This is a genomic window from Streptomyces caeruleatus, assembly GCF_001514235.1.
In the GTDB taxonomy this organism is placed as follows: domain Bacteria; phylum Actinomycetota; class Actinomycetes; order Streptomycetales; family Streptomycetaceae; genus Streptomyces; species Streptomyces caeruleatus.
Genome location: NZ_KQ948928.1, coordinates 540,573 through 558,835, shown reverse-complemented (window position 1 = coordinate 558,835; position 18,263 = coordinate 540,573). Strand labels below are relative to the sequence as shown.

Here is an 18,263-nt window from a genome sequence, read left to right as displayed (position 1 = left end):
AAGATCAGAGCAACTCATTGTGGCCCGATATTCCGGTGCACGAGCGGGTGTGAGGGCTGTTCGGCGTACAGCCCGTCCTGGAGTGCCGCGCTACTTGGCGTACATCAGCGTGCCGAAGCCGAGCTGGTCGAAGCCGCCGCTGTCGGTGCCGTAGTCACCGCCGCCGCCCTCGGGGGCGACCGAGAAGCACATCTGGGAGATGTACTTGTCGTCCAGGCTCACGCGCCGGTTGTAGTGGTAGTGGAGCATGGCCCAGACCGGGCGGACCTGGCCCCGGGAGGCCGACGAGATCACGGTCTGTGACTGTGGGGCGCAGTTCTGGCCGCTGCCCCAGTTGTAGGTGGTGTACGGGACGTTGTTGTTCAGGTTGTACTTGGCGACGTACTGGGCGGCCTTCATGAAGCGGCGGCCGTCGTAGGAGTACAGGTCGTCGCCCTGGTTCCAGGCCATCTCGCAGATGGCGCCCATCTGGCCCATACCCATCATGGTGTGGCCCTGGTCGCGGCCGGACTCCTGCCACTGGCCGAGGTCGTAGCCCTCGACGTTGGAGTACAGGAACGGCACCGCTTTCTGGATGGCACCGTTCCCGGCGCCGTTCTTGAAGTAGTTCACGGCCTGGTCGTACTTGGCCGCGTTGTCGGTGAGGATCCCGATGGCCATCACCGAGGCCATGTTGCACAGGTCCCAGTTGGCCCAGTAGTTGGTGATGCAGGCGTCGTTGTGGCCGGTGAGGAACTGGTTGTTGAGCGGGTAGAAGACCCGGACCAACATCTCCTGGGCGGCGGCGAGGTCGAACCCGCTGTAGCCGCGCATGAGTTCACAGGCGTTGGCGAACTGCCAGCCGTAGAGGCCGGCGGCGAGGAACCGGTCGGCGTTGCCGGTGACCGTCGTCAGGGTCCTCGACCACGCGTTGAGGATGGTGGCCGCGCACTGGGCGTTGGCCTCGGTGCCGCCGACCCGCCAGCGCAGGGCGTTCTGGTAGGCGGCGGCGATGTCGTTGTAGAGCAGGCCGTAGTTCTGTCCGGTACCTCCGCGGATGATCGTGGCCGTGGCTTTGTTGGTCCAGGTGGACTGAGAGCGGGAGTTGGCGGTCAGCCGGTTCCAGCCGGACAGCCAGGGGTCGTCGCCCGCGGCGACCCTGACCTTGGCCCGGTTGATGTCTCCGGCGTTGTGCAGCATGCCGGGGTGGGTGAAGGTCGCGGGGGCCGCGTCCGCCGTGGGGGCGACGACCGCCGTAGTCACGGCAGACGCAGCGCCCAGTGCGACGGCCGCGGTGAGACCGCCGGCGGTCTTCAGCAGACCGCGACGGCTCACCTCACCTGAGTGGTGGTGCTGGTGGGGGGAAGTGCGGCTCATTGTGGTGCACTCCAATCCGTGGGGGGATCAGTCGGTGGTGATGCTCACCTCGTTGAACTCAGAGGTGCAGCGGGCCAGTTGGTTGCGGGAGCAGACCACGAGGCCCACGTAGTAGGGGGCGTCACCGAACCCGGGGATCTCGCCGGTGGCGAGAGTGGTCCAGGTGGCGCCGTCATCGGTGGACAGGGCTGCGGTGAAGGCGGTCCCTACGCGCTTCAGCCGCAGCAGGTTGGGGAGGGCGGCGGGGGTGTTGCCGGTGAAGGCCGACTTCCCGGCGACGGTGGTGCGCAGCATGAGCTGCGCGGTGGACCCGCCGGTGACGATCGCCCCGGCGGCCTGGTCGAACGGCGACAGCGACTTGGCCATCAGCAGTCCCACCTGGTCGGCGCTCGCGCCCGTGCGGGAGCCGAGCCGGGCGGTGATCTCGCAGTCGCCGGTGACGGGCCGTCGCACGAACTGCCCGGTCATACCCTGGTTGTTGGTGCTCAGGTCGACACCGGCCCCGCGCACGGTGAAGGTCCCGCCGTCGTACGACGTGCTGCCCGGGGTGCGGATCGCGACCACGCCGAGCGTCCCGAAGGCACGCTCGTCGAGCACCGGGTCGCCGAGGTCGCCGTACGTCCAGGGGGCCGGCGGGGGTGTGCCGACGGTGAGGGTGAGCGTGCCGGTGCCCTCCCCCGTCGCGTTGCCCGCGGTGGTGGTGACGGTGAACTCGCCGGTCTCCGTGGGCGTGCCCGAGACGATGCCGGTGCGCTTGTCCAGCCGCAGACCGTCGGGCAGCCCGGCCGCGGTGAACCGCACGGGCTCGTGCGAGCCGCGCAGGAGGTGCCGGAAGGGCACTCCCTTGTTGGCGAACACGGCGGCGGCGGAAGTGAGTTGGGGCAGCCCCGGGGTCGGCATCCGTGCGGACGTCGGTTCGGACAGCGGGCCCCGGCCGCCGTGGTTGGTCTTCGCGACGACGTAGTGGTACGTCCGTCCGGGTGTGCCCGTGGCGTCCGCGTACCGGATCCGGGTGCCGAAGCCGACCGGGCCGGCGCCGGTCGCGATCGTCTCGTAGCGGCCGTCCGGTCTGTCGGCCCGCAGCACCTTGTAGCGGGCGGAGAGATCCGGGTCGGTCCAGGCCAGCTCCACGGCGTCGGCGCCGGTGGACGCCGTCAGGCCGGTGGCGGTGCGGGTGGGCCGGGGCACGGACCAGACCTCGCCGAAGGACGCGGACGTCACGCTGACGTTGTCGAAGGCGCCGGTGCCGGTCTCGGCGTAGTCCGCGTCGACGCCGAGGCAGGAGGTGAGGACCAGCCCGGCGTACGCCGTACGCCCCAACTCGACCTCGCTGGAGCCGACTTGGGTCCAGCGGATGCCGTCCGGGGAGATCGCGCCCGTGCAGCGGCGGCCCCTGCGGGTCACCCGGACCCAGTAGGGCGCCCGCAGCCGGTAGCCGTCGCCCGCGCCCTCGACGTACGGGGCCTGAAGCGGGGTCGCCGACTCGGGCAGCTCACCCAGGTCGGAGATCGGGAAGGCCGCGGACGTGGTGACGGCCTGCTGCTGGGTGGGCGGCACGGACGTGCTGCCGGTGCCGGAGACGGCCGCTCCAGTCTCGGCGCGTACGGTCCACACGCCGCTCCAGGTGTGCAGCGGCAGCCCCTGGATCAGCATCGAGGCGTGCGCGGCGTCCGCGTCGAGGGAGTCGCGCAGGGTGACGCCGATCTTGGCGTACTGCGAGCTGAGCGGGAACACGACGCGTGCGGTGATCGTGCCGTCGCCGCGCAGCGGGAGGTGCACGGAGCGGTAGGTGTCGGCGGTACCGGATGCCTCCAGCAGGAACCGCTCCCCGTCGAAGGCGGCCGAGCCGGGGATCCGCACCTGTCCGATGTCCCGGGTGGACCAGGGTTCAGGAAGACCGGCCGCGGCGGCGACCGGGCCCGAACTCGCGCTCGTGCCCTGCGAGTTGGCGGCCGTGACGGTGTAGTAGTACGTCTGTCCGGCGTGGACGTCGGTGTCCCTGTACTCCGGCTCGGCGTTCCCCTCGGCGATCTTCTTGTACGGCCCCTCGGCGCGGTTCGCCCTGAGGACGGTGTACGTCGTCGCCCACGCGGACGGCAGCCAGGCCAGGGTCACGGCGTCGGAGTCACCGAGGGCGGTGACGCCCGCCGGGGCCGTCGGTGCGGTCGGCGCGGGGGCCTTCGTACCGGCGTAGGTGAAGGTGCCGAAGCTCGGCAGGTCGTCGTTGCTGCCCTCGACGAGGCGGGCGCCGCCCGTGCCGCGGAAGACGGCCGCCTTGGTGTACGGGGTGTCGAGGCCGCGGACGCCGGCGTAGTGGGCGTAGTACATCTCGTAGACCGGCGGGAGGGCGCCGCGCACCTTGTCGGAGACGGCCGTCTTGATGTACTTGCCGGTGCGGTCCAGGTCGGGGGTGAAGGGGACGTCGCCGCCGAGGTTGTAGCGGGCGGCGTACTCGGCGTTCGCGAGGATCCGGTGGTCGTCGAAGCCCCACAGGTCGACGCCCTGGTTCCAGGCGACCTGCGCGGCGTCGCCCATCAGGCCGACGGCGAGCTGCTCGTGGCCCTGGTCGCGGCCGCTCTCCTGGCCCTGGCCGGTGTCGCTGACGACCCGGTTGCGGACGCTGCCGTTGCCGGCGCCGGCCGCGGCGAAGCGCAGGGCGTCCTCGAAGAGGGTGCGTTCCTCGCAGAACACGCCGATGGCCAGGATGGACTGGACGGACGTCAGGTCCCAGTTGCCGTTGGCGTAGAGCATGTAGCCGGAGATCGCCGGATACCAGACGTCGAGGAAGGACCGCTCGCAGCGGGCGATGTCCGCGTCCGTCCAGCCGTCGTAGCCGCTGTGCCGGAGCAGCTCGGCCGCGTTGACGAACTTGAAGACCTGAAGGCCGGCGCCCAGCGGACCGTCGGCGCCGGTGACCATGGTCAGCGAGGCCGACCAGGCGTTGAGGATGTCCCGTGCCTTGTCGGCGTGGGCGCGCACGCCGGTGACACACCACATGAGGGCGTTCTGGTAGGCGGCGGCCGAGTCGGCGACGGCCTGGTTCTGGAAGTTGGTGGGGCCGCGGCCCCAGGAGGTGATCTGCCCGGTGTTCTGCACGGCGTACGTCGACTTCGAACGGGCGTGGGCCGCGAAGGCGAGGTAGCCGTCGTGGATCGGGGATTCCTGGGCGGCGACCGCGGCCTTCATCCGGGCGAGGTCGTCGGCGGTGTGCAGCAGGCCGGGGTGGGTGAACTCCCGGCTGCCCGTGTCGTTCTGTGCCGCCGCCCGGGCCGTGCCGGGCAGGAGCAGTCCGCTCGTGCCCGACGCCAGCAGCAGGGCCGCGGCGCCGCCGAGGAATCCCCGGCGGCTCGTGGCGGGGGTGGTTCTCAGGGTGCTCATGACGCGGCGGCCGCCTCGGCCTCGGCGGTGGTGAGGAACTTGAGGTTCGTCACGTGCTCGTTGACGAACATGGGCACGCCGTCCGCGGCCAGATACCACTTCGGCTTGCCCGTGCTGTCGGCGATCACCTTGCCGTTGACGCGGAGGTTCTCGAAAGTGACGTCCTTGATCGCGTGCTCCGCGTCGAGGCCGGCGATGATCGAGAGGTTGGCGTTCTCGCCGTTGTAGCTGAGGTCCTTGATGTAGACGGACTCGATGCCGCGGCCTGCCGAGGTGTTGTACTTCGGGTTGTACTCGACCCGCATGTGGATGAGCTGGCCCCAGCGGAAGTCCTCCACGCGGATGTTGTCGAACTTGACGTTCCGGACGATGTTGCTGTCGCCGACCATGAAGGCGATGGCACCCTGGTAGGTCACCTGCGGCTCACGGTGGTCGAGGATGTCGATGTTCTCGTAGCGCAGGTTCTCCAGCACCTCGGGGGTGTCGGAATTGCCGTGCACGCCGATGTTGATCGGGTGGGCGACATCGGCCCAGAGGGAGCAGTTCTTGACGGTGATGTTGCGGGTGTCGCCGTAGAAGTCCCAGCGGTGGGTGTAGAGCGCGACGCAGTCGTCTGAAGTGCGCAGGAAGCAGCCGTCGATCTTGACGTTCTCGGAGCAGTAGAGCTGGATGCCGTCACCCCAGCCCTGGTGGCTGAAGGCGCGCAGGTTCTTGATGGTGAGGTTCTTGGACTCGGCGACCCGGACGTTCTCGTAGCGGGGGTTGAGGATCGTGACGCCGTCGACGGTGACGTTCTCGGTCTTGCGGATGAAGAGCGCCCCGTTGGGAGAGTTGTAGAGCACGCCGCGGCCGATCAGCCGGGAGTTCTCCACGTTCTCGAAGATCACCTGCGAGGTGAGGACGGCACCGGCGGCCAGATAGACGGTGGTGCCGCTGGGCACCTTCAGCAACCGGTCGGCGGTGGTGTGCAGCCCGGGCCCGAAGTACATGACCTTCTTGTCGCCCTCGGTGGGCACGTTCCGCTCGATCGGGTTCGCGAACAGGTGCAGGCAGTCGAAGATCTTGTCGTCTATCTGGACGACGAGGTTGCGGGGCCGGTCCAGGGTGAAGCGCGCGGTGCTGCCGAGCACCTCGGGCTTGATGCCGTACGAGTCCGGGCGGACGCGGACCTTCTCGCCGCCGCCCGGGTTGTACGTGACCTCGACCTCGACGGTGCCGCAGAAGTCGAAGGCGGCCCAGGAGGAGTTCTGGGCTCTGTTGCTGCCGGTGTTCGCGTCGATCAGCGCGAGCTTGGCAAGGTAGACACCGAGCTTCTGCCAGGTGCCGCCGAGCGGCCGGACCTTGACGGTGAAGGAGTTGTTGACAGGCACCTGCGGAAGGGGCGGGTGGATGACCACGCTGTCGCCGGTGGTGCCGGTCTCCTCGGCCGCGGCGGCCTGTGCGGTGCCCACGCTGCTGCCGGCCAGGCCGGCGGCAGCGACGACACCGGCGGCCTGGAGGGCGTTCCGGCGTGAGAGGGGCGGGTTCATGCGTAACTCCTTGCAAAAGGTTCGGTAAGAGGGGTCACTTCAGCCCGGACGTGGACATCCCGGCGACGAATCCGCGCTGGGCGATGAGGAAGATCAGCAGGATCGGGACGACGTACATCACGGAGGCGGCGGCCTGGAGATTGGTGACGGGTGTGCCGGCCGAGGAGACGTAGGTGGTCATCACGGCGACGGCGAGCGTCGACTTGTCGGTGGAGAGCAGAAGTTGGGGCGCGATGTAGTCGCCCCAGGTCCAGGTGAAGGCGATGACGAAGCTGGCGGACAGGACGGGCCAGGACTGCGGCAGGAAGATCCGCCAGAAGATCCTGCCGTATCCGCAGCCGTCGACGATTGCCGCCTCCTCCAGCTCGCGAGGCAGGCCGGCGAAGAACTGCCGGAAGAGGAAGACGAGATACGGAGCCGACGACAGACCCCACAGCACCCACGGCCAGTACGTGTCGACCATGCCCACCTTGGCGAAGATCAGGTAGGTCGGCAGCAGAGTGATCATCTGCGGCAGCATCATCGAGCCGATGAGGACGCCGAACAGCGTCTTCTTGCCGGGTGCGGACAGCCGGGCGAAACCGAAGCCGACCCAGGCCGAGCTGAGAGTGACCAGCGTGGCGTAGATCAGGGCGATGATCAGGGAGTTGCGGGCGTATCCGAGGAAGTCGATCAGCTTGTAGGCGTCGGTGAAGTTGTGCCACTGGAAATCGGCGGGCAGCCAGTGCACGGGGGCGGCGGCCAGTTCGGAGGGGGTCTTGAGACCGGCGAGGATCAGCCAGCCGAAGGGGCCGACGAAGAGGCCGGTGACGGCGACGAGGACCGTGTAGAGGACGAGGCGGTTGACGCGTATCCGCACGCGGACCGGAGACTTGGGGTTCAAGCTGGTGACGGTCACTTCTTCGCCTCCGGGTCGACGTTGTAGAACACCACGCCGGACGTGAACTTGAAGATGAGTCCGGTCGCGACGAGGATCAGGACGAAGAGCACCCACAGCAGTGCGGAGGCGTATCCGTAGCGGCCGAGCGCGAAGTACTCCGAGAACACGTGGATCATGTACGTGTAGTTGGACTGCGGAATCGTGGTGAGGCCGCCCGTGGTCGGGTTGGCAGCCAGCAGCATCGGCATGATGGTCTGCACCGAGGCGATCACCCCGGTCACCGTCTGGAACAGCAGCACCGGCGAGAGCAGCGGCACGGTGATGCTGCGGAAGGTCCGCCAGGCGCTCGCGCCGTCGATCCGGGCCGCCTCGTGAAGCTCACGGGGCACGTCCTGGAGTCCGGCCAGCGAGATGATCATGATGTTTCCGGCCGACCACAGCACGGTCATGATGAGCACGTACCGGGCGTAGGGGTCGGCCAGCCAGCCGATCGCGTCGAAGCCGAAGAAGGTCAGGACACCGTTGGCGGCACCGGTGTTCTGGTCGAAGAGAATCTTGAAGGCGATGCCCGCACCGACCGGCGGTACCACGGCCGGCAGATACAGCAGGGTCCGGAAGAGTCCGCGCGCCTTGATCGGCCGGTTGATCAGGACGGCGAGAGCGAGCCCCGCGATGATCGACAACGGCACCGAGATGACCGCGAACAGGCCCGCACGGCCCAGGGAGTCCCAGGTCTGCGCGTCGTGCAGCAACTCGCGGTAGTTGCCGAGGCCGACGTAGTGCCAGTTCGGTGAGATGCCGTCGTACGTGGTGAAGCTCAGCCACAGCGCGTACGCCATCGGTGCGATCGTCAGCAGCGCGAAGCCGATGATCCACGGCGAGGTGAACATGTAGAACGCGCGGTGCCTGCGCGTCGTCATCGAGGGCCCGGTGCGGGTGTCGGACCGGGCCGGGCGGGCGTTCGCGGTCGAGCGTGGCCGGTCCGCGACCGAGGAGACCTGATCGACAGTCATCCCACTTGCTCCTTACCGCGCTTGAGCTGCTCGTTGACGAGCGAGTTGAGGCGTCCGGCGAGGGTGTCGACGGACATCTCGCCCTTCATCGCGGCCGGGGTGACCTGGTTGAAGAGGGACTCGAAGCCGTCCCCCGTGATGTAGGGGCTGAGGGAGACCACAGAGAAGTGCTTGAGCTCGTTCTCCTGTGTCCTCAGCGTCCGTTTCTGGTAGTCCTCCTCGTCCGGTATCAGCGGCCGCAGGGACTTCAGGGTAGGGATGCCCCAGCCGCTGGAGGCGCGCTCCTTGGCCGGCGCCTCGCCGAAGTACCACTCGAACAGGCGCCACGCGGCGTCCTTGTTCTTCGCCTTCCGCGGCATCCACATACCGGTGCCGCCCTGGCAGGCGCTGATGCGCGGGCCGCCCGCGAAGACGGGTGCGGGGGCGAGGCGGGAAACCTGCGCCAGCTTCTTGTCGGCGCCGATCATGCCGCCCATCCAGTAGCCGTTGTTCGACATGGCCATCCGTCCGGCCTGGTAGCTCGGCCCGTCCCAGCCTTGGGGAGCGGGATTGATGGGCGTCGGCCCGACGTTGAGCCTGCAGTAGCCGATGTACCAGGCGAGCGCCTTGCGGGCTTCGGGTGTGGTGAAGTCGACCCGGGAGAAGTCGTCGCTGAACAGGCTGCCCCCGGCGGACGCCGTCAGGGCCGCCATCAGCGTGATCTTGGTCTGGCCGTTGTAGCTGCCGCCGAACACGGTCGTCTGACCCTTCGAGCGCTGTACGAGCCGCTGGGCGCTCTCCAGCCAGTTCTCGAACGTGACGGGTTCGGTCTCCGACGGGTAGTCGAGACCCTTCTTGTCGAAGGCCGCCGTGTTGTACCAGTACATGGAGTCTTGGGAGAAGTCCTTGGCCATGCCGTAGCGGGGACCCTTGCCCTGCACCCTGCCGTCGTAACGCCACAGGTCGTTGACGGGGTCAAGGTCGTCCGGCCTGAGAACGCTGCTCTTGGCGAAGTAGGGGTCGAGGTTCTGCATCACGCCCCGTGCGGCGAAGTACGCCGCGTCCGTGGCGCCGACGGCTCGGACCAGGTCCGGCGGGTTGCCGCTGGTGAGCATCGCGATCAGCTTGGTGATGTCGTAGTCGACCCGCCTGATCGTGATGCCGGTGTCCTTCTTCGCCTGCTTGACCAGCTCGGGCGAGATGTCCTCGGGCTTGACCATCAGCGTGACGGTCTCTCCCGAGCCACCACTGACCCCGGTCGACACCTGCATGGCGCAGCCGCTCAACGCCGCCGCACCGCCCGCGGCACCGCCCGCGGAGAGGGCGAGAAAACGGCGGCGGCTCAAGGGGGCGCCGGCCTGTGGGCGCATGAGCGCACCACCTCCTGCTCAGTTCGTTCGATATGTCGGCCAATGAGCGGCCTGCCGGTCATGAACCAGCCAACTTGGCAACCGGTTGCTATGGCGTTGGGGCAGAGCCTCTTCTGGGGCGGGGGGCACGTCAAGAGGCTTGACGGATTTTCGAAAAGTCTTTGTAACCTCGGCTTCATGGGCGGCAGGGGTATGAGGCGGCAGGAAGAGCGCGCCTGACCTGGGATGTTGAGCCGACGGCTGGAATCCGACCGATGGAAACCGGTTGTCTACGCAGACCCACGACCGGACCGAAACCCGCCGGAACGCCTGGACACCTGGAACACCTGGAACACCAGGAACACCTAGTAACCGATTTCGGAACACACCCGGTGAGACCGCTCGGCGAGCGGTACGCCACCGCGGTAGCCGATGACAGCTTCGGGAAACGCGCCTCTTCATCCGACCGATTGACCGAGTCTCCTGGCAGATCTACGGTAGAAGACGCTTTCTGAAACTGTTTCTACCCCGCATCTCGACAGCATCTCAACCCAGCGCCTCAGGAGAGTCATGCCCAGCCCGCACCCGCCGAGGGCCGTGTTCGCCATGGACCCGGTGCACCTCCCCCTGCTCTTCCCCCCACCGCTCATGGCCCGGCTGAGGCAGGCGGCCCAGATCGACCCCGCCCTCGTCGTACAGGACTTCACCGACCCGGCCGCGGCCGAGGCCCTCGCCGGGGCCGAGGTACTGATCACCGGCTGGGGCTGCCCCCACCTCGACGCCGACCTCCTCGCCGCCGCACCCGGACTGCGCGCCGTACTGCACGCCGCCGGCTCGGTCCGCTCGCTCGTCGGCGACGCGCTCTGGAAAGCCGGCGTCACGGTCTCCAGCGCGGTCACCGGCAACGCCCTCCCGGTCGCCGAGTACACCCTCGCCATGATCCTGCTCGCCGGAAAGGACACCTTCGGCCACCGCGAGCGTTTCCGCAGCTCACACGCCTACCCGACGCAGCGCGAAACCGCCGCGATCGGCAACGTCGGCCGCCGCGTCGGCGTCATCGGGGCCTCCCGGGTCGGCCGCCGGCTCCTGGAGCTCCTCCAGCCGTTCGACTTCACGGTCCTCCTGCACGACCCGTACGTCAGCGCCACCGAGGCCGCCGAACTGGGCGCCGAACTGCTGTCGCTGGACGACCTCCTACGGCACAGCGACATCGTCAGCCTGCACGCGCCGGACATCCCCGAGACCTACCGGATGCTCGACCGGGACCGGCTGGGGCTCATCCGCGACGGGGGCGTACTGATCAACACCTCGCGCGGCGCCCTGGTCGACCCCGACGCCCTGACCGACGAACTCGTCTCCGGTCGACTCCACGCCGTTCTCGACGTGACCGAACCCGAGCCGCTGCCTGCGGGGTCACCGCTCTATCACCTCCCCAACGTCTTCCTCACCCCTCATATCGCCGGGTCCCTCGGGAACGAGCTGGAGCGGCTGGGGCGGATCGTGGTGGAGGAGTTGGAGCGGGTGGCGGGTGGAGGGGAGTTGCGGCATGAGGTGGTTCATGCGGATATGGCTCGGGTGGCTTGAGAGCACTGCGCTCTCAAGCCCGCCCGGCGTACGAGGGCAAGGCCGCTAGGGAGCGACGCAGGCCCAGGCACTCTCAGCCCGTCCGGCGTTCGAGGACGAGCCACCGTCCCCAACCCCCACCCACCCGCAGAGGGCTACAACCGGCCCAGACATCTTCAGCCCGTCCGGCGTTCGAGGACGAGCCACCGTCCCCAACCCCCACCCACCCGCAGAGGGCTACAACCGGCCCAGACACTTTCAGCCCGTCCGGCGTTTGAGGACGAGGCCCGGAGGGCCGACAGCGGGGGTCTGGGGGCGCAGCCCCCAGGGATGGGACGGGTAGGGGCGGCGGGGGCGAAGTCTGGTTGGGCGGGTTGCCGGCCCGAGGCCTGCAGCCGGGCGCGTTGGACGGCCGGGCCTTGTGGCGAGGCACGTCGCATGGCCAAGTCCTGCAGCTGGTGTGCCGAATGTCTGGCTCGGTCGCCTACGGGGCGCCTTGTGCCGGTGTCGAGACGGCGATCGTGCTCGACCCTTCGGGCCTCCGCGCGTTCGCCGTCTCGACACCGGCGCGCCCCTTCGGCTCCCTCGCGGCCGGTGTCCGGCAGACAGTGGAGGTTGGTGGGCCCTTGCCCGGCGCCGGTGCGCCTGCAGTGGGCGGGGTGGAGAGAGGGCAAGGGCTCGGGTGAGGTGTATGGGATACGGTTTCTGTATCGGTGGGGGCGCGTTTTCCGGCCGTATGCCGACGCAGGCGCAACGGTGAAGGAGCCGCAAGGGTGAGTCAGCGCAAGGTGGCCGGCGACGTCGGCCGGGCCACCATCCGGGACGTGGCGGAGCGCGCCGGCGTCTCCGTCGCCAGCGTGTCGCGTGTCCTGTCGGGCAACTACCCGGTGTCGGAGGACCTGCGACGCCGGGTGATGAAGGTCGTCCGGGACCTGGACTACGTCACCAACGCCCACGCCCGCTCACTGGCCGGCGGCGGTACGCCCACCGTGGCGATCCTCATCAACAACATCACCGGCGCCGCGTTCGCCCATGTGGCGAAGGGCGTCGAGGGGGCAGCCACGCTGCGCGGCTGGCTCTCGCTGGTGGGGACCACGGGCGACGATCCCGAGCGGGAGCTCGCCCTGGTCAACCTCATGCGGCAGCAGGGCGTGGCGGCCGTGGTGCTGCTGGGCGGGGCGTACGACTACGACGAGTACCAGCTGCGCATGGCCCGGTTCGCGCGTTCCCTCGATGCCGCCGGATCCCATCTGGTGCTGGTGGGCAGGCCCCCGCTGGAGGGCGACGTGCCGGCGACGACGGTCGACTACGACAACGAGGGCGGCGCGTACGCCATGGCCAGCCATCTGCTGTCCGCCGGTCACCGGAGGGTGCTCGTGCTGCCGGGGCATGCCGAACTCACCACCGCGCAGGGCCGGTTGAGTGGCGCTCGGCGGGCCTTCGAGGCGTATGGCGTGCCCTTCGAGCCGGGCATGGTGCGGCACGGTCCGTACGACTACGAGCACGGGTACGAGGCCGTCGAGGACGCGTTGACGGAGGGCGTGGAGTTCACGGCCGTGCTGGCCGGGACCGACGTGGTCGCCGCGGGGGCCATGCAGGCCTTGCGGGCCGCTGGGCTTCGGGTGCCGGACGACGTGTCGATCGTCGGGTACGACGACATCCCGCTCGCCTCACAGCTCACGCCCCAACTCACCACCGTGCACGTGCCGTACGAGGAGATGGGACGGGTGGCGCTGCGTGCCGTGGCCGACCGGCGCGAGGGTGGTTCCGGGCGCCGGAAGGGCGGCGACGGCGACCATCTGGTGCTGGGCACCCATGTCGTCGTACGCAACTCCGTGCGGCCGCCTGCCGCTCGGCGCGACTGACCGGCGAGGGACCGGCGAGAGACCGGCGAGGGACCGGCGAGGGACCGGCGGCGGGCCCGTCAGGGGCAGGTCCACCGGGTCCCGGCGGGCCGGCTGTCGTCTTCGTGTCCTCGCTGCTTGGTTCGACTTTGTTTCGTAAGCGTTTTCCGCTGTGATTCCCAGGCCGTCCTCTGGACCCTTGGGAGCGCTCCCGGCGCCCCGTCCGGCGCGACCGCAAGCCCCTGACCTGCGGGTAAGTACACCCTCACCGAACCGCCTCCCGCACCGCCGGACATAACCGCGGGGACAAACCGGCGTAACAAATTTCCGCTCACCCCTTGCTATGAACCGAGCCCTCGGCCTACCGTCCCTGCAACCGCTTACTACAGCTTCCGCTTGGCCGACCCCCCGCAACCGCGAGCCGACGCTTTCCCGGCCGCCGTTCCTGGCCGGCGCCACCGAGCCGCCGCCGTTCCGCAAGAACGCTCTCATTCCGAAGGATCACGGTCAGATGAACTTCACCAGCCCCCGGAGAAGGTTCGCCTCCGCCGCCGTCGCGGGAATCGCACTGTCCGGTCTGCTCGCCGCCTGTGGCGGATCCGGCTCCCAGGACTCCGGGGCCGATTCCTCCGGTCCGGTCACCCTCGACTTCTGGGGCTGGGCCAACGGGCAGGAGGCGGTCGTGAAGGCGTTCAACGCCTCGCACAAGGACGTCCAGCTCAAGTACTCGAAGGTCACCGACCAGCTGACCATGCAGAAGCAGCTGACGAACGCCGTCAAGGCGGGCAACGCGCCCTGTCTGCTGCAGAACACCGGTGAGTACGTCACCAGCTGGGTCTCGCAGGGCGCGCTCGCCGACATCACCCAGTACGTCGAGGGCGAGAAGGACAAGTTCAACGCCGGGTCATGGGCCACCGGGCAGGTGCAGGGGAAGGTGTACGGGGTGCCGACCGCCTCGGCTCCGGCGTTCACCATCTACCGGACGGACCTGTTCGCCAAGTACGGGCTCAAGGCGCCGACGACCTGGGACGACTTCATCGCCGCGGGCAAGGAGCTGAAGAAGCACGACATCAAGATCACCAACTACGCCGGTGAGGACCCGAGCACCCTGGAGGTGCTCGCTATGCAGGCCGGAGCGCACTGGTACGCCATCGACGGCAACGCGTGGAAGGTGAACTTCAAGGACGAGGGCACCCTCAAGGCCGCGAAGGTGATCCAGGAGATCATCGACAACGACCTGAACTCGAAGCTGTCGTTCGCCGACTACGCGGCCGTGCAGCGGAACTACGACAACGGTGGGACCGCCACCCGGCAGATCTCCACCTGGCAGATGTCCGGCATGGTGCAGAACTTCACCAAGTCCTTCGGTGACTGGGCGCTGTCGCCGTGGCCGACCTTCGCGGGCGAGGCCGCCAAGACGCCGGCCGCGACCAACCAGAGCGGCAATCTGACGCTGGTCAGCGAGCAGTGCAAGAACAAGGAGCAGGCCGCCCAGGCCGCGCTGTGGATGTCCACGGACACCGGGGCCGTGAAGACCATGGCCAGTCCGGAGACCGGCAGTGGTGTGATGCCGGCCCTCAAGGACAGTGACTCGTATGTGAGCGAGGCGATCTCCCAGAAGCTGCTCGGGAAGAACTACGAGCCTGGGAAGAAGGTCGTCACCGACAGCCTGGGGACCGTCACCACGGACTGGACCTTCGGGCCGAACTGGACCGCGATGTTCACGGAGATGCAGGACGAGTGGGCCGCGGTCGTCAGCAAGAAGCAGAAGGTCACCGATCTGCTCGACCACATGCAGGAGTGGACGGTCAACGACCTGAAGCAGCGCGGCATCAGCGTCAAGGGCTGAGGCGGACTCGATGATTCGCTCCCAGCGCTGGAAGGGTGCCGCCTTCACGGTGCCCTTCCAGCTCGGCTTCGCTTTCCTGTACCTGCTCCCGATCGGGTACGCGGTCTACCAGTCGCTGTTTCTGCAGAAGCAGTCCGGGCTCGGGCTCGGCGGTGCCACGACCGAGTTCGTGGGGCTGGAGAACTATCAGAACGGGCTCACCGACTCGGCGTTCATGACGTCGATCCTGCGGGTCGTCCTCTTCGCCTGTGTGCAGATCCCGTTCGTGCTGCTCATCAGTCTGGTCCTGGCGCTGTTCCTGGACGCGGTCAGCGCGAAGGTGGCCGGCCGGTTCCGGATTCTGCTGCTGGTGCCGTACATGATCCCGGGTGTCGTCGCCGCCATCGTGTGGATCAATCTGTACAGCCCCGAGGTGGGGCCCCTGACCTCGCTCGGTGAATTCTTCGGATTCGACTGGAACTTCTTCGCACCGTCCATGGTGTGGCCGGCCATCGGCAATCTGCTGACCTGGCACTTCATCGGCTACAACATGGTGATCATCTACTCGGCGCTCCAGGGCGTGCCCCGGGAGCTGTTCGAGGCCGCGCGGCTGGACGGCGCCTCCGAGCTGCGGATCGCGCTGAACATCAAGATCCCGTTCGTGCGCGGGGCGCTCGTGCTGACGGCGCTGCTGTCGATCATCCAGATGCTGCAGCTCTTCAACGAGCCCGCGCTGTTCCGGAACATCACCCCGCAGACCGTCAGCGACAGCTTCACCCCGATCATGATCATCTACAACCAGGCGTTCAACGCCGGCAACTATCACTACGCCGCGGCCCTTTCGGTGCTGCTCGCCTTGATCCTCGGTGTCGCGTCCTTGCTCTTCTACCGGCTGACCTCGAGGGAGGCGGACTGATGGCGCTGACCGCCAACCGTAAGGAAAACGGCACGCAGACCACGGCCGCGCCGGCCGGCGGAGGCGGACTGCGTCGGCGTACCCGCCCCGACCCGGCCGCGCGCTCCCGCGGCGGGCAGCGCTTCATGCTGCTCGGCCTGGTCCTGGCCAGTGTCTACAGTCTGTTCCCCGTGTACTGGCTGATCATCGCCGCGACCAAGGACCGCGTGGGGCTCTACCAGAGCAACGGGCTGTGGTTCTCGGGCTGGCATCTCTGGGACAACCTGCAACAGGTGTTCACGTACGAGGACGGCATCTTCCTTCGCTGGACCGCCAACTCGCTGCTGTACGCCGGTGTCGGCTCGCTCGGCGGCACGCTCATCGCCCTCGCCACGGGCTATGGCCTGGCGCGCTTCGACTTCCCAGGGCGAGGCGCGGTGTTCGCCGCCGTGGTGGGGGCCTACCTGATCCCGATCGCGCTGCTCACCCTGCCGCTGTACCTGCTCTTCTCGGCGATCGGCATGGTCGACACCCCGTGGGCGATGCTGATCCCGTGTCTGATCAACCCGTTCAGCGTCTATCTGGCCAAGGTGTACACCGAGGCCACGATCCCGTTCGAGCTGCTGGAGGCGGCCCGCATCGACGGTGCCGGGGAGCTGCGGATCTTCTTCAGCATCGTGCTGCGGATGATGACGACGGGCGGTGCGACGGTCTTCCTGCTCGCCTTCGTCAACACCTGGAACGCCTTCTTCCTGCCGTTGACCGTGTTGCGGGGCGAGGAGAACTGGACGCTCAACCTGGGTCTGTACAACTGGTCCGGCAAGCGCCTGGAGTCGGGCATCGACGTGACCAGCCTCGTCCTGACGGGCGCGCTTCTGTCCATCATCCCCATGGCGATCGTGATGGTCGCGATGCGGCGCTACTGGCGGAGCGGCGTGACGCTGGGAGCCCTGAAGTGACCTTGCTGCACAATCCGGTCATCCGTGGTTTCGCCCCGGACCCCTCCCTGGTCCGGGTCGGCGACTGGTACTACGTGGCGACGAGCTCCTTCGAGTGGTTCCCCACGATCCCGATCCATCGCTCCCGCGACCTGGCGCACTGGGAGTACGCCGGTCATGTGCGGGGGGCCGTTCCCGGTGACTCGCTCGCCGGGGTCCCCGACTCGGGTGGCATCTGGGCTCCCTCGCTGAGCTGGGACGGGGAGCGGTTCTGGGTGGTGTACTCGGTCGTGCGCTCGGTGGGCACGCCGTACTTCGACACGGACACGTATGTCAGTACGGCCCCGGAGGTCGGCGGCCCCTGGACGCCGCCGCGGCGGATCGCCAGCCATGGGTTCGACCCCGCGCTCTTCCACGACGAGGGGCGGCTGTGGCTGCTCAACCTGCAGAACGACCACCGCCCGGACGGCCGGCGGTTCGCCGGGATCGTGCTCACGGAGATCGATCGCGAGACCCTCGCGCCGGTCGGTGAGACGCATCTGCTGATGCAGCACGAACGGCTCATCGAGGGGCCGAAACTGCTGAGGCGGGGCGGGTGGTTCCATCTTGTGCTCGCGGAGGGCGGCACGGGGGTGGAGCACGGGGTGCTGGTCGCGCGGAGTCGGGCGGTCACCGGGCCGTACGAGCTCGACAGCCGGCCGCTGCTGACGACGCGTGACGATGCCTCGGTGCCGTTGCAGAAGGCCGGACACGCGGAGCTGGTGGAGACGCCCGAGGGTGAGTGGGTGATGAGCCATCTCGCCGCGCGGCCGTTGCGGACGCCGGACGGTCCGCGCTGCCCGCTCGGGCGGGAGACCGCGATCCAGGCGGTGACCTGGGACGAGGACGGGTGGCCGCGGCTGCGGCACGGCGGGTGGCATCCGGCCGTCGAGGTCGAGGTGTCGACGCCTCCCGTCGAGGCGGAGGCCGAGCCCGGGCCGGGTGGCGCCGAGCCCGGTGCGGAGCTCGGCTGGCCCTGGAGCACCCTGCGCGGCCGGGTCGACCCGAGTTGGGCCGATGCCGGCGTCCGGCCCGGCTGGATCCGGCTGCGCGGCCGGCACGGTCCCGAGTCCCGGTGGGCGCACAGTCTGCTGGCCCAGCGGATCACCGAGCACCGGGCGGAGGCCGAGGTCACCGTTCAGGCGCGGCCCCGTACCTTCACGCAGGCCGCCGGGCTGGTCCTGCGGTACAACGCGGAGGCGTATCTGAGCCTCGACCTCACCTGGGCGGAGCCCGCGGGCGAGGGGCAGCGCGGGCAGCAGTGGCGCGGTGGGGGGCGTACGGTGCTCAGGCTCGTGGAGCGGGAGGAGTTCGGGACGCAGCAGATGGCCGTCATGGAGGTGGACGCGGGCACGCCGTTGACCCTGGGGGTGACGGTCGAGGACGGCCTGGCGCAGTTCTGGTACGTGCGCGAGGGTGCGCGCGCCCTGGTCGGACCGCCGCTCGACTTCACCAAGCTGTCGGACGACTACGGCTCCAAGCTGCGTTTCACCGGGGCGATGGCCGGCATCCATGCCGTGGATCTCGTCGACGCGTCGTTCACGGCCGATTTCACGGGATTCCGCCTCACCTGCTGGTAGCCCAGGGCGTGTTCGAAGTTTCAAAAGTCGCGGACCTGGCAGACCTTCGATCTCCGGCCTCTTCCGGACTCAGTGCGGCGAACCTAGGGTAG

12 protein-coding genes are annotated in these 18,263 nt (G+C 68.5%); 6 read left to right on the top strand and 6 right to left on the bottom strand.

The window, feature by feature from the left end; all coding sequences use genetic code 11:
- Positions 1-90: 90 nt before the first annotated feature.
- From AQJ67_RS17930 to AQJ67_RS17905, 6 genes are read right to left on the bottom strand one after another with little or no spacing between them, the layout of a single operon-like run.
- Positions 91-1,356: an alginate lyase family protein gene (locus AQJ67_RS17930; protein ID WP_062719866.1), complete on the bottom strand. Its 1,266-nt coding sequence runs from the start codon at positions 1,354-1,356 to the stop codon at positions 91-93.
- Between the two features lie 27 nt (positions 1,357-1,383).
- A complete protein-coding gene (locus AQJ67_RS17925) occupies positions 1,384-4,734 on the bottom strand; it encodes an alginate lyase family protein (RefSeq protein ID WP_062719864.1) in 3,351 nt (1,116 codons plus the stop codon).
- Complete coding sequence (locus AQJ67_RS17920; protein WP_062719862.1) at positions 4,731-6,263, bottom strand: glycosyl hydrolase family 28 protein; 1,533 nt, start codon at positions 6,261-6,263, stop codon at positions 4,731-4,733. Before AQJ67_RS17920 ends, AQJ67_RS17925 begins: the two co-directional genes overlap by 4 nt.
- 34 nt (positions 6,264-6,297) lie before the next feature.
- Positions 6,298-7,161, bottom strand: coding sequence for a carbohydrate ABC transporter permease (locus AQJ67_RS17915; RefSeq protein WP_062719860.1), 864 nt, complete (start codon positions 7,159-7,161; stop codon positions 6,298-6,300).
- Positions 7,158-8,156 carry a carbohydrate ABC transporter permease gene (locus AQJ67_RS17910; protein WP_062719858.1) on the bottom strand — a complete coding sequence of 333 codons (999 nt, stop codon included), beginning with the start codon at positions 8,154-8,156 and terminating at the stop codon, positions 7,158-7,160. The genes AQJ67_RS17915 and AQJ67_RS17910 overlap by 4 nt, the downstream gene beginning before the upstream one ends.
- Positions 8,153-9,505, bottom strand: coding sequence for an extracellular solute-binding protein (locus AQJ67_RS17905; RefSeq protein WP_062719856.1), 1,353 nt, complete (start codon positions 9,503-9,505; stop codon positions 8,153-8,155). The genes AQJ67_RS17910 and AQJ67_RS17905 overlap by 4 nt, the downstream gene beginning before the upstream one ends.
- Positions 9,506-10,054: 549 nt before the next feature.
- On the opposite strand from AQJ67_RS17905, the gene AQJ67_RS17900 reads away from it, so the two are divergent.
- The 6 genes from AQJ67_RS17900 (at position 10,055) to AQJ67_RS17875 (ending at position 18,171) form a co-directional block, all read left to right on the top strand.
- Entirely contained in the window at positions 10,055-11,068 is a 1,014-nt protein-coding gene (locus AQJ67_RS17900; protein WP_208614987.1) for a hydroxyacid dehydrogenase, read from the top strand.
- A 752-nt stretch (positions 11,069-11,820) separates the two neighbouring features.
- Positions 11,821-12,912: a LacI family DNA-binding transcriptional regulator gene (locus tag AQJ67_RS17895; protein WP_062719852.1), complete on the top strand. Its 1,092-nt coding sequence runs from the start codon at positions 11,821-11,823 to the stop codon at positions 12,910-12,912.
- Between the two features lie 490 nt (positions 12,913-13,402).
- On the top strand, positions 13,403-14,740 hold the full coding sequence (locus AQJ67_RS17890) for an ABC transporter substrate-binding protein (protein ID WP_062719850.1): 1,338 nt from the start codon (positions 13,403-13,405) through the stop codon (positions 14,738-14,740).
- A 10-nt stretch (positions 14,741-14,750) separates the two neighbouring features.
- Positions 14,751-15,635: a carbohydrate ABC transporter permease gene (locus AQJ67_RS17885; protein ID WP_062719848.1), complete on the top strand. Its 885-nt coding sequence runs from the start codon at positions 14,751-14,753 to the stop codon at positions 15,633-15,635.
- Positions 15,635-16,573, top strand: a complete 939-nt coding sequence (locus AQJ67_RS17880) for a carbohydrate ABC transporter permease (RefSeq protein ID WP_062719846.1) — start codon at positions 15,635-15,637, stop codon at positions 16,571-16,573. The genes AQJ67_RS17885 and AQJ67_RS17880 overlap by 1 nt, the downstream gene beginning before the upstream one ends.
- Positions 16,570-18,171, top strand: a complete 1,602-nt coding sequence (locus AQJ67_RS17875) for a glycoside hydrolase family 43 protein (RefSeq protein ID WP_062719844.1) — start codon at positions 16,570-16,572, stop codon at positions 18,169-18,171. The genes AQJ67_RS17880 and AQJ67_RS17875 overlap by 4 nt, the downstream gene beginning before the upstream one ends.
- Positions 18,172-18,263: the final 92 nt, after the last annotated feature.

What these genes read in the sequence shown, in the direction of transcription:
- AQJ67_RS17930 (WP_062719866.1), bottom strand. Translation starts at nt 1,356, where the DNA reads ATGAGCCGCACTTCCCCCCACCAGCACCACCACTCAGGTGAGGTGAGC.
- AQJ67_RS17925 (WP_062719864.1), bottom strand. Translation starts at nt 4,734, where the DNA reads ATGAGCACCCTGAGAACCACCCCCGCCACGAGCCGCCGGGGATTCCTC.
- AQJ67_RS17920 (WP_062719862.1), bottom strand. Translation starts at nt 6,263, where the DNA reads ATGAACCCGCCCCTCTCACGCCGGAACGCCCTCCAGGCCGCCGGTGTC.
- AQJ67_RS17910 (WP_062719858.1), bottom strand. Translation starts at nt 8,156, where the DNA reads ATGACTGTCGATCAGGTCTCCTCGGTCGCGGACCGGCCACGCTCGACC.
- AQJ67_RS17905 (WP_062719856.1), bottom strand. Translation starts at nt 9,505, where the DNA reads ATGCGCCCACAGGCCGGCGCCCCCTTGAGCCGCCGCCGTTTTCTCGCC.
- AQJ67_RS17900 (WP_208614987.1), top strand. Translation starts at nt 10,055, where the DNA reads ATGCCCAGCCCGCACCCGCCGAGGGCCGTGTTCGCCATGGACCCGGTG.
- AQJ67_RS17890 (WP_062719850.1), top strand. Translation starts at nt 13,403, where the DNA reads ATGAACTTCACCAGCCCCCGGAGAAGGTTCGCCTCCGCCGCCGTCGCG.
- AQJ67_RS17885 (WP_062719848.1), top strand. Translation starts at nt 14,751, where the DNA reads ATGATTCGCTCCCAGCGCTGGAAGGGTGCCGCCTTCACGGTGCCCTTC.
- AQJ67_RS17880 (WP_062719846.1), top strand. Translation starts at nt 15,635, where the DNA reads ATGGCGCTGACCGCCAACCGTAAGGAAAACGGCACGCAGACCACGGCC.